The organism is Cupriavidus sp. OV096, assembly GCF_900115455.1.
Taxonomy (GTDB): Bacteria; Pseudomonadota; Gammaproteobacteria; order Burkholderiales; family Burkholderiaceae; genus Cupriavidus.
In genome coordinates, this window is the sequence record NZ_FOWM01000013.1 from 165,063 (window position 1) to 176,172 (window position 11,110).

Here is an 11,110-nt window from a genome sequence, read left to right on the forward strand (position 1 = left end):
GTGACGTAAAGGAGACCGATATGCAGGTACAACCGTATCTCGATTTTGGTGGCCGTTTCGACGAGGCGATGGCGTTCTACGGCAAGGTGCTCGACGCCAAGGTGACGTTCCTGATGCGCTACAAGGAAGCGCCGCCGGGAGAGGCGTCCGCCTCGCCGGCCTGGGGCGACAAGGTGATGCACGCCAACATCCAGATCGGCGACAGCCAGATCATGGCCTCGGACGGCAGGGAAGGCGAGCCGTATCCCTTTTCGGGCTTCATGCTGTCCGTGGGCTACGTGCCCAACGCGGAGGGCAAGCGCATCTTCGAGGCGCTGGCCGAAGGCGGAAAGGTGCTCATGCCGTACCAGAAGACGTTCTGGGCCGAAGGATTCGGCATGCTCGTCGACAAGTTCGGCATGAGCTGGATGGTCAACTGCGAGCACTAAGAGCAGGCCCGGCGGCGCCCAATCCCCCGCGCCGATGCGCCCACCGGTAAAGCACCGGGAGGACAAGCAGCGTCAGCGCCGTCGATGACAGGATGCCGCCGATCACCACCGTGGCCACCGGGCGCTGTACCTCGGCGCCCGTGCCGGTGGCGATGGCCATCGGCACGAAACCCAGCGACGCCACCAGCGCCGTCATCAGCACGGGCCTCAGGCGGGTCAGGGCGCCGGTGGTGACCGCCGCGTCCAGTGGCTGGCCGCCGTCCCGCAGGGTGCGGATGAACGACAGCATCACCAGCCCGTTCAGCACCGCCACGCCAGACAGCGCGATAAACCCCACCGCCGCCGAGATCGACAGCGGCATGCCACGCAGCCAGAGCGCCAGCACGCCGCCCGTCAGCGCGAACGGAATGCCGGTGAAGACCAGCAGGCCGTCGCGCAGATTGCCGAACATGGCGAACAGCAACCCGAAGACCAGCAGCAACGCCAGCGGTACCACGATGGCGAGCCGTTGCGTGGCCGATTGCAGCTGCTCGAACGTGCCGCCCCAGGCAATCCAGTAGCCGGCCGGCACCGTCACCCCACGCTCGACGGCGCTCATCGCCTCCGGCACGAAGCTGCCGACATCGCGCCCGCGCACGTTGGCGCTGACCACGATGCGCCGCTTGCCGTTCTCGCGCGATACCTGGTTCGGCCCCGGCGCAATCTCCAGCGTGGCGATCTCGCCCAGCGGGATGTAGCTCGTGCGCGCCTCGGCGCCCTTGGTTTCCGCGGCCGGCAGCGGAATCGGCAGGCGCCGCAGCGCCTCCACGTCGGCACGAATCCCTTCCGGCAGCCGCACGCCGATATTGAAGCGGCGGTCGCCCTGGTAGAACAGGCCGGCCTCCCGCCCGCCCACGGCAATTGCCACGGTTTCCTGCACATCGGCCATGTTCAGGCCGTAGCGCGCGGCGCGCGCGCGGTCGATGTCTACCGTGAGCACCGGCAGCCCGGAGGTCTGCTCCACCTTGACCTCGGCGGCGCCGGGCACGCGTTGCAGCACCTCGGCGATGCGCTGGGCAGTGGCGGCCAGCACGGCGTTGTCGTCGCCATAGAGCTTCACCGCCACGTCGCTGCGCACGCCAGAGATCAACTCGTTGAAGCGGAGCTGGATCGGCTGCGAGAACTCGTAGCGGTTGCCGGGCAGCTGCTCCAGTTCGGCTGACATGGCCGTGCGCAGCGCGTCGTACGAGCGGGATGGATCGGGCCACTGGTCGCGCGGCTTGAGCATGATGTAGCCGTCCGAGATGTTGGGCGGCATCGGGTCCGCCGCGATCTCTGCCGTGCCCGTGCGCGCGAACACGCGCTCCACCTCGGGAAACTTCGCCTTGAGCCGGGTTTCGATCTGCTGCTGCATCGCCACCGACTGGGTCAGGCTGGTGCCTGGAATGCGCAGCGCCTGCACGGCAAAGTCGCCCTCATTCAGGTTGGGGATGAACTCGCTGCCGAGCCGCGTGGCCACCAGCCCGCTCAGCAGCACGGCCACCACGGCGCCGGTCAGCACCACCGGCGTATTGGCCAGCGCGCGCGACAGCGCCGGCGCGTACCAGCGGCGCGCCCAGCCCATCACGCGGTTCTCCTTCTCCGCCACGCGGTCGCCAATGCACAGCGCCACGGCGGCCGGCACGAAGGTCACCGAGAGGATCAGCGCACCCAGCAGCGCCAGCACCACGGTGTTCGCCATCGGGTGGAACATCTTCCCCTCGACGCCCGTCAGCGCCAGGATCGGCACGTAGACGATCATGATGATGAGCTGGCCGAAGACCAGCGGCCGCCGCGCCTCCCGCGCCGCCGCGAACACCTCCTCGAAGCGCTCGGCACGCGTCAGCGGCCGTCCGGCCGCCTGCCGCGCATGGGCCAGCCGCCGCACGCAGTTCTCGACGATGACCACCGCGCCATCGACGATGATGCCGAAGTCCAGCGCGCCCAGGCTCATCAGGTTGGCGCTGATGCCGGCCGCCACCATGCCGGTGAACGTGAACAGCATCGACAGCGGGATCACCATCGCCGTGATCAGCGCCGCGCGCAGGTTGCCGAGGAACAGGAACAGCACCGCCACCACCAGCGCGGCGCCTTCCAGCAGGTTCTTCTTGACCGTGGCGATGGCCTTGTCGACCAGCACGGTGCGGTCGTAGACCGTCACCGCCCGCACGCCGGCCGGCAGCGACTTGTTGATCGCCACCATGCGCGCATCCACCGCGCGCGACACGGCGCGGCTGTTCTCGCCCATCAGCATGAAGACCGTGCCGAGCACTACCTCCCGCCCGTTGTCGGTGGCCGCGCCGGTGCGCAACTCCCGGCCCAGCCCCACATCGGCCAGATCCCGGATGCGGATCGGCTGGCCCTGGGCGGTGCCGACGATCACATCGCGGATGTCGTCGATCGACTTCACCTGCCCCGGCGCCCGCACCAGGTACTGCTCGCCGCGCCGCTCGATATAGCCGGCGCCGACGTTGCCGTTGTTGCGCTCCAGCGCCTGCACCACGTGCTGGAGGGACATGCCGTAGGCCGCCAGCTTCTCGGGGTTCGGCGCCACGAGGTATTCCTTGGCGAAGCCGCCGATCGTGTTGATCTCGGTCACGCCCGGCACGGTGCGCAGCTGCGGCTTGATGAGCCAGTCCTGGATCTCGCGCAGGTCCGTGGCGGTGTAGGGCGTGCCGTCCGGCTTGCGCGCGTCGGGCTCGGCCTCCACGGTCCACAGGTAGATCTCGCCGAGGCCGGTCGAAATTGGCCCCATCTGCGGCGCCACGCCGGCTGGCAGCTGCGCGCGGGCGTCCTGGATGCGCTGGCTGACCAGTTGCCGCGCGAAGTGGATATCGGTGCCGTCCCGGAAGATCACCGTGACCTGCGACAGCCCGTAGCGTGACAGCGAGCGCGTCTGCACCAGCCCCGGCAGGCCGGCCATGACCGTTTCGATCGGATAAGTGATGCGCTGCTCGGATTCGAGCGGCGAGTAGCCCGGCGCCGCCGTGTTGATCTGGACCTGGACGTTGGTGATGTCCGGCACGGCGTCGATCGGCAGCCGGCCGTAGTTGTAGAAGCCCAGCGCGGCCATGACCAGCACGGCCAGCATGACCAGCCAGCGCTGGGCGATGGCGAAGCGGAGGATGCGTTCGAACATGTGTGGTCGCTCCGCTCAGTGGGCGTGCTCGGCGCCAGCCTTGCCCTGTTCGGCCTTCAGCACGAAGCTGTTGGCCGCCACGTAGCGCGTGCCGGCGGGCAGGCCGTCCGTGACCTCGATGCGCTGGCCGTCCGTGCGGCCGGTCTTGACCGTGCGCGCCGCGAAGCCGCCGGGCACCGCCACGAAGACCTGCGTGTGGCCATCGTCGGTCTGCAGGGCTTCGGCTTCGATCACCACGGGGGCGTCCACTTCGCCCGTATTGACGCTGACCGTGACGAACAGCCCGGGGCGCCAGGCCATCTCGGGATTGGCCAGCGTCACACGGGCGGTGGCCGTGCGGGTCTGCTGGCCGAGCAGGGCGCCCACGTAGGAGACCTTGCCGTCGGCGGTGCCGTCGAACGCGGTGGAAGTGACGCGCACCGCCTCCCCGAGCCGCACGTGGCCGAGATCCTTCGGCGCGATCACAAATTCGGCCCAGACCGTGGTCAGGTCGGAGAGCGTGAAGACGGCGGTGTCGGCGCCCACGGCTTCGCCCAGCGACAGGTGTTTCTCGACCACGATGCCGTCGAACGGCGCGCGCAGCTCGAAGCGGTTGATGCCGTCCGACGAAGGCTTCGCGCCGATGGCGGTCAGCTTCTGCGTGGCGTTGCGCACGGCGATTTCGGCTTCCTGCAAGGCCGTGCGGGCGGCCAGGTAGTCCTGCTCGGCGGACACCTTGTCTTCCCAGAGCCGCTTCTCGCGCGCGAAGGTGCTGCGCGCCAGCTCCAGCCGGCGCTGGCCGGCCAGCCATTCGCTACGCAGTTCGGACAACTGCGAACTGGCGAAAGCCGCCAGCAAGTCGCCCTTCTTCACCCGCTGGCCGAGGTTGGCCGCGACCGCCTCCGCCACGCCCGCCACGCGCGGCACCACGTGGGCGGTGCGATCCTCATTGAAGCGGATTTCGCCCGGGAACTGCACCGTGCTGCGGATGCGGCCCGGGCCGGCGGTACGTAGCACGAGGTTGGCGTTGGCGATCTGCTCAGGCGTCATGGCGATCAGGCCGGGGGCGGCGGCGGGGGCCTGAGGCGCCGAGGCGGCGGGTGCATTTTCGCTGTGCCTGCCGTGGCCGCCATGGACGTGGTCGTCATGCGAACCGCTCTCGCGGCCCACCAGCAGCAGCGCGAGCGCGGCGATCAGGCCGCCGATGACGATGGCCGCGATGGCCATGCCTTGTTTTCGTGTGAGGGTCATGGGAAATCCTTGCGGCGCGTCAGCGGCCGAGAATGCGGTCGATCGTGGTGGCGGCCTGCCAGGCATTGGCCACCACGCCGAGATAGCGGATGCGCGCCTGGAACAGCGTGCGCTGGGCGTCCAGCACTTCGAGATAGCTGAATTTGCCGGCCTCGAAGCCCTGCGTGGCGGCCTGATAGGCGCGCTGGGCGGCAGGGAGCACGGTGTCGCGTAGCGTCTGCGCTGAGCCGCGCGAGACGGCGAGTTGGCTGGTGGCCTGTTGGAGATCGTGGTCCAGCCGGAGCCGCGTGGCGCGATAGGTGTCCGCCGCCTTGTCGGCCTGCCGGATCGCGGTGTAGAGGTTGCCCTGGTTGCGATCGAACAGCGGCAGCGGAATCGCCACGCCGAGCACCGGGTAGTAGCCACGGTCGGACGCGTTTTCGCGCTTGGCGCCAAGGCTCAGCGTCACATCGGGATACTGGCGGCTGCGCTCCACGTTGATCTCGGCCTGCCGGCGCGCCAGTTCGCGCTGGCTGGCCACGGTGGCGGGGGCGGCGTCGAGCGCTTCGCGCAGGACGAGGGCGTCCGGGCGCGCGGGCAGCGTATCGAGGCTGCCGTCCGCTTCGGCGAACTGGGGCGACGGGTTGCCCCACAGCGTGGCCAGCGCCTGCCGCGCGGCGACAAGCGCCGCATCGGCCTCGGCGCGCTCGAGTTCGGCATTGGCCAACTCCACGCCGGCCTTGGTTTCTTCCACCGGCGAGACCTTGCCGGCCGCCACGCGGCGCGCGGCCACGTTGGCGCCGCGCCTGGCGATGTCGACGGCACCCGCTGCCAGCCGCACGCGCTCCTGGGCCACCAGTACGTTGAAAAAGGCGCCGATGACGCTGGCGCGGAGGTCGGCTTGCGTAGCTTCCAGCTGTGCTTGCGCCAGTTCACGGGTGCGCTGGGCCACGCCGATGCGCGCGGCGCGCTTGCCGCCCAGCTCCACCGGCAGGTTCATCTGCGCCGTGGTGGTGCGGGTGGACTGGCGCGTGTCTTCCATCAGCACGGCCACTTCGGGGTTCGGTATCACGCGCGCCTGGGTGATGCCGCCTTCGGTGGCGTCAAGCTCGTGGCGCGAGGCGGAGAGCGTGGGGTTCTGCGCGATGGCCAGCGCCAGCGCGGTTTCCAGCGTCAGCGGGCCGGGTGGCTCCTGGCCGGCAGGCGGTGACACAGGTGGCAAGGCAAGCTGCGCGGCGGCATGGGGCAGGAGGCCGCACCACGCCAAAGCGGCGGCCATTGCCCAGGGCAATACAAGGTTTCTCATCGAATTTCACCGTTGCAAACAGGGAAAACCGGCGAGACGTCAGGCAGTCAGGGAAGGGGGATTGTCCGCGTCTCGCCGCTCAGGCGGGACGGGACCACTGGGGCCGGTCTGGGGCGCGCGCGGGGATCGAGCCGAAGCCCGCAACACGCGGCAGGTAGCGCACGGTGACGAAATGGTAGCTGCCGGGCAGGATGGCCTGCGCAATCACCCCGTGCGAGCCGGGGAAGTGGCAGGCGGCGCAGTCGGCGTCGGGCAGTTTCGGGGCCGGCTTGGCGGCGTCCTGATGGGCATCGGCGCCAGGATGCACATGGCTGTGATGCCCGATGTGCCAACTGGCGCCGTTCGCCGGCGTGCGCTCCTCATGGGCGCAATACGCCGCAGCACCGGCCCAGGCGAACTGGATCGGCAGCAGGATGGCGAGAAAGACGAGGAGCAGGCGACGCATGGCGGCCGATTATACGGGGCTGCCGCGCGGGCGCACGTGACAACCGTGTCATCTGTGGGGCTTCGCCCCGAAGGGTTGACCTTGTAGCGACTACAGGGTCTTCAATGACATCCATATCAGACCAACGCTCACCGCCATGGCTCGCCATACCGACGATCACGTGATGCCTCATGCACATGCGCACGACCACGATCATGCCCACGATCATGCCCATGCCCCTGCCGCCGAGCACGCCTGCTGTGGCGGCGGTTGCGGTACGGCAACGGTGTCGATGCCGACGCCCATCCGTAAGCCGAAGGCGGCCCCGGCCGGTACGCGCTCGGCCGCCTACCGCATCGAGGCCATGGATTGCCCGACCGAGGAAACGCTGATCCGCAACAAGCTTGGCGGCATGGCCGGCGTGGCTGCGCTCGACTTCAATCTGATGCAGCGCGTGCTGACCGTCCACCACACGCTGGATTCGACTGAGGGCGTGGTCAAGGCGATTGCCACGCTCGGCATGCATGCCCAGCCGCTGAATGCCGACACCCAGGCTGATGCGCCGGTCGCCGCCCCCGAACCGCCCAAGCCCTGGTGGCCGCTGGCGCTGGCCGGCGTGGCGGCGCTGGGCGCCGAGGTGGCGCATTGGTTCGAATGGGGCCTGCCGTATGCGCCCGCCGTGCTGGCGCTGGCCGCCGTGCTGGTGTCGGGTCTGGGCGTCTACCGCAAGGGCTGGATCGCCATCCGCCACGGCAACCTCAATATCAATGCGCTGATGAGCATCGCCGTCACCGGCGCCATGCTGATCGGCCAGTGGCCCGAGGCGGCGATGGTGATGGTCCTCTTCGCGCTGGCGGAGCGCATCGAGGCCGCCTCGCTGGACCGCGCGCGCAACGCCGTGCGCGGGCTGATGGCGATGGCGCCCGAGCAGGCCACCGTGCAGCAGCCGGACGGCACCTGGCTGGCCGTGATGGCGCGCGACGTGCCCGTGGGCGCCGTGGTGCGCCTGCGCCCCGGCGAGCGCGTGGCGATCGATGGCCGCGTGCTGCGCGGCCAGTCCGCGCTGGATCAGGCGCCGATCACGGGCGAGAGCGTGCCGGTCGACAAGACCGTGGGGGATCCGCTGTACGCCGGCTCGATCAACCAGTCCGGCGAACTCGAATACACCGTGACGGCCCCGGCCAGCGATTCCACGCTGGCCCGGATCATCCACGCCGTGGAGGCCGCGCAGGGCAGCCGCGCGCCCACGCAGCGCTTTGTCGATCAGTTCGCGCGCATCTACACCCCGGTGGTGTTCGCGCTGGCCGTGGCCGTGGCGGTGGTGCCGCCGCTGCTGCTGGGCGGCGCCTGGCCCGACTGGATCTACAAGGCGCTGGTGCTGCTGGTGATTGCCTGCCCGTGCGCGCTGGTGATCTCCACGCCGGTGACCATCGTCAGCGGGCTGGCCGCCGCCGCGCGGCGCGGCATCCTGATCAAGGGTGGCGTCTATCTGGAACAGGGCCGGCACCTGAAGTGGCTGGCACTCGACAAGACCGGCACGCTCACGCACGGCAAGCCGGTGCAGACCGATGTCGGCCTGCTGGCGGATGACCTGCCGCAGGCACGCGCGATTGCGGCGAGCCTGGCCGCGCGCTCCGACCACCCGGTCTCGCGGGCCGTGGCTGTGGCGGCCGAAGCGGAAGGCATCGCCCCGCTCGCCGTGGACGATTTTGCCGCGTTGCCGGGGCAGGGCGTGCGCGGCGGCGTGGCGGGTGTGACGTACTTCCTCGGCAACCATCGCCTGATCCACGACCTCGGCGCGTGCTCGCCGGCGCTGGAGGCCCGGCTGGAGGCGATCGAGCGGCAGGGCAAGACGCTCGTCCTGCTGGCGTCCGCCGGCGCGGATGGGGCGAACCCGCGCGCGCTGGCGCTGTTCGGCGTGGCGGATACGGTGCGCGACACCAGCCGGCAGGCTATCGAGGCACTCCACGCGCTAGGCGTGAAGACGCTGATGCTGTCCGGCGACAACCCGCACACGGTGCAGGCGATTGGCGCGGCGGTGGGGATCGACGAGGTGCGCGGCAATCAGCTGCCGCAGGACAAGGCAGACGCCATCGCGGCGCTGGCCGGGCAGGCGCACACGCACGGCGGCGGCGTAGGCATGGTGGGCGACGGCATCAACGACGCCCCGGCGCTGGCGCGCGCCGACATCGGCTTCGCCATGGGCGCGGCGGGCACCGATACCGCCATCGAGACGGCCGACGTGGCGCTGATGGACGACGACCTGCGCAAGATCCCCACCTTCGTGCAGCTTTCCCGGCGCACGGCGGCCATCCTCAAGCAGAACATCGCGCTGGCGCTGGGCATCAAGGCGGTCTTCCTCGTACTGACCGTGATGGGCCTGGGAACGATGTGGATGGCCGTGTTCGCCGACATGGGCGCCAGCCTGCTGGTGGTGTTCAACGGGCTTCGGCTGGCGCGGGGCGTGCGTTCGTGAACCTGTCCTCCAGTTCGTAACCGGTACTGCGCCCGCCGGTCGGTTGAGAAGCTTCACTTGCCGCTCGTTCAACGGCAGCATCGCCCAGTGACGCCAGAAGCGCGCCTTGGCCAGTACCGCGTCAAGGTTCAGGTGGGCGTGGTCGACTGCACGGTCCATTTGAGGAACAGGTGGGACTCGTCTTCGAGTTGATCGGCCGGCGGCGCCTCGAAATGCACGCGCTGGCGGCCAATGGGGCCCGAGACGACCTCCGCATCCGCAACTTATTCGCCGCAGGATATGCGGAGATTAGGGGGCTAATCTCCGCAAACCTACGGCTGGATGATCAGTTCCCCGCTGCGGCCGGCAATTTCGCCCCAGGTGACGGGCAGTTGCGGCAGGTCGGACCGGTCGAGGTGGCGGTAATAGGTGGCCATCGACACGAGGTCGTGGCCCTGCGCGCGCCAGCCGGCCAGCAGGCGCTCGAACACGGGTGCCAGCTTGCCGCCTTCCAGCTCCGTGTGGAGCGTGAAAATGTGATCGCCGGGGCCGTCGGTCAGGCGCAGCAGCGCGTGGTGGACGTTGTCCTCGGTGAGGTCGTCCACGCCGATCAGCTCGTCGAGCGTGGGTAGCGTGGTCGGCATCTGCACGTGGCGGCAGGGCTTGCCCGCTACGGTGGGGATGTACGGCGCGGTGCCGCGTCCGTCAGAGGCGTAGGCCATGCCCCAGTCGTCGATCTGCAGGAAGGCGTCGTCGTTCATCTGCCAGCCTGCCGCGCCGTGCGTGGTGGGCGGCGTGCCGAAGACCTCGACGAAGCGGCGGTGTGCGTGCTGCATCTGGCGGCGCGTCCAGGCGGCGTCGCGCGTGCGTACGTTGTCCTGCCAGTAGACGTGGTCCCAGGTGTGGATGCCGCACTCGTGTCCGGCCGCAGCGGCGGCGCGCATCTCGGCGGCGCCCTTGCGGCCGATGTCGGGCCCCGGCAGCAGCACGCCGTACATCAGCGTGCGCAGCCCGTAGTTGGACACCACCGACGTGCGCGACACCTTCTTCAGGAAGCCGGGCCGGAACACGCGCCGCAGCGCCCAGCCCGTGTGATCCGGACCGAGGCTGAACAGGAACGTGGCCTCCGCCTGCACGGCGGCGAGCATCGACAGCAGCTTGGGCACGCCTTCGCGGGTGCCGCGCAGCGTGTCCACGTCGACTTTCAGGGCAATGCGTGCCATGCCGTGCTCAGTGCGAGGCGTCGACCAGCGTACGCGCCTCCACCACCTTGTCGCGGTAGGCTTCGAAGATGCGGCGCAGCGCCTGTTCCATGTTCAGCTTCGGCTGCCAGCCCAGTTCTTCCATCGTGTTGTCGATCTTCGGCACACGGTGCTGTACGTCCTGATAGCCCTTGCCGTAGAACTCGCCCGACGACGTCTCCACGATCTTGGTCTTGCGGGCTTCTTCGGCGTACTCGGGGTAGTCGGCAGCCATCTTGAGCATCATCTCGGCCAGTTCGCGCACCGAGTGGATGTTGGCCGGGTTGCCGATGTTGAAGATCTTGCCGCTGGCCACGCCGTTCTTGTTCTCGATGATCTGCATCAGGGCCGAGATGCCGTCCGAAATATCGGCGAACGCGCGCTTCTGGGCGCCGCCATCGACCAGCTTGATCGGCTCGCCCCGGACGATATGGCCCAGGAACTGCGTCACCACGCGCGAGGAGCCTTCCTTCGACTCGAAGATCGAATCCAGCCCGGCGCCGATCCAGTTGAACGGGCGGAACAGCGTGTAGTTCAGCCCTTCCTCCATGCCATAGGCGTGGATCACGCGGTCCATCAGCTGCTTGGAGCAGGCGTAGATCCAGCGCGGCTTGTTGATCGGGCCGTAGACCAGCGGGGACGCTTCCGGGTCGAACTCATCGTCGGCGCACATGCCGTAGACCTCGGAGGTCGACGGGAACACCAGGTGCTTCTTGTACTTCACGGCCGCGCGGACCATCGGCAGGTTGGCTTCGAAATCGAGCTCGAACACGCGCAGCGGGTGACGCACGTAGGTGGCCGGGGTGGCGATGGCCACCAGCGGCAGCACCACGTCGCACTTGCGGATGTTGTACTCGATCCACTCCTTGTTGATGGTGATGTCACCTTCG

Annotated in this window: 8 protein-coding genes and 1 pseudogene; 2 read left to right on the top strand and 7 right to left on the bottom strand. The window is 69.0% G+C overall.

Going from position 1 to position 11,110, the window contains the following annotated elements; translation table 11 throughout:
* Positions 1 to 20: 20 nt before the first annotated feature.
* Positions 21 to 428: a VOC family protein gene (locus BM115_RS23325; RefSeq protein WP_092299928.1), complete on the top strand. Its 408-nt coding sequence runs from the start codon at positions 21 to 23 to the stop codon at positions 426 to 428.
* On the opposite strand, the gene BM115_RS23330 is transcribed toward BM115_RS23325, so the two are convergent.
* The 4 genes from BM115_RS23330 to czcI all read right to left on the bottom strand — a co-directional run bounded on the left by BM115_RS23330 (position 412) and on the right by czcI (position 6,545).
* Positions 412 to 3,585, bottom strand: coding sequence for an efflux RND transporter permease subunit (locus tag BM115_RS23330; RefSeq protein WP_092299931.1), 3,174 nt, complete (start codon positions 3,583 to 3,585; stop codon positions 412 to 414). The two genes, BM115_RS23325 and BM115_RS23330, sit on opposite strands and share 17 nt — an antisense overlap.
* A 15-nt stretch (positions 3,586 to 3,600) precedes the next feature.
* On the bottom strand, positions 3,601 to 4,815 hold the full coding sequence (locus tag BM115_RS23335) for an efflux RND transporter periplasmic adaptor subunit (protein WP_092299934.1): 1,215 nt from the start codon (positions 4,813 to 4,815) through the stop codon (positions 3,601 to 3,603).
* A gap of 19 nt (positions 4,816 to 4,834) precedes the next feature.
* Positions 4,835 to 6,100 (bottom strand): TolC family protein, encoded by a 1,266-nt coding sequence (locus BM115_RS23340; protein ID WP_143093935.1) that lies wholly within the window; start codon positions 6,098 to 6,100, stop codon positions 4,835 to 4,837.
* A gap of 79 nt (positions 6,101 to 6,179) precedes the next feature.
* On the bottom strand, positions 6,180 to 6,545 hold the full coding sequence (czcI, locus tag BM115_RS23345) for a cation efflux protein, CzcI family (protein WP_092299937.1): 366 nt from the start codon (positions 6,543 to 6,545) through the stop codon (positions 6,180 to 6,182).
* Positions 6,546 to 6,681: 136 nt separating this feature from the next.
* On the opposite strand from czcI, the gene BM115_RS23350 reads away from it, so the two are divergent.
* A complete protein-coding gene (locus BM115_RS23350) occupies positions 6,682 to 9,000 on the top strand; it encodes a heavy metal translocating P-type ATPase (protein WP_092299939.1) in 2,319 nt (772 codons plus the stop codon).
* 39 nt (positions 9,001 to 9,039) lie between these two features.
* On the opposite strand, the pseudogene BM115_RS27535 reads toward BM115_RS23350, so the two are convergent.
* The 3 genes and pseudogenes from BM115_RS27535 to BM115_RS23365 form a co-directional block, all read right to left on the bottom strand.
* Positions 9,040 to 9,251 (bottom strand): annotated as a pseudogene (locus tag BM115_RS27535) (hypothetical protein); the annotation flags it as partial.
* A gap of 60 nt (positions 9,252 to 9,311) precedes the next feature.
* A complete protein-coding gene (locus tag BM115_RS23360) occupies positions 9,312 to 10,202 on the bottom strand; it encodes a polysaccharide deacetylase family protein (RefSeq protein WP_092299942.1) in 891 nt (296 codons plus the stop codon).
* A 7-nt stretch (positions 10,203 to 10,209) separates the two neighbouring features.
* A partial coding sequence (locus tag BM115_RS23365) for a bifunctional UDP-4-keto-pentose/UDP-xylose synthase (protein WP_092299945.1) occupies positions 10,210 to 11,110 on the bottom strand: 901 nt, incomplete at its 5' end.

Excerpts from the sequence above, each read along its gene's own strand:
- BM115_RS23340 (WP_143093935.1), bottom strand. The coding sequence starts at position 6,100 with ATGAGAAACCTTGTATTGCCCTGGGCAATGGCCGCCGCTTTGGCGTGG.
- czcI (WP_092299937.1), bottom strand. The coding sequence starts at position 6,545 with ATGCGTCGCCTGCTCCTCGTCTTTCTCGCCATCCTGCTGCCGATCCAG.
- BM115_RS23360 (WP_092299942.1), bottom strand. The coding sequence starts at position 10,202 with ATGGCACGCATTGCCCTGAAAGTCGACGTGGACACGCTGCGCGGCACC.
- BM115_RS23330 (WP_092299931.1), bottom strand. The coding sequence starts at position 3,585 with ATGTTCGAACGCATCCTCCGCTTCGCCATCGCCCAGCGCTGGCTGGTC.
- BM115_RS23350 (WP_092299939.1), top strand. The coding sequence starts at position 6,682 with ATGGCTCGCCATACCGACGATCACGTGATGCCTCATGCACATGCGCAC.
- BM115_RS23335 (WP_092299934.1), bottom strand. The coding sequence starts at position 4,815 with ATGACCCTCACACGAAAACAAGGCATGGCCATCGCGGCCATCGTCATC.
- BM115_RS23325 (WP_092299928.1), top strand. The coding sequence starts at position 21 with ATGCAGGTACAACCGTATCTCGATTTTGGTGGCCGTTTCGACGAGGCG.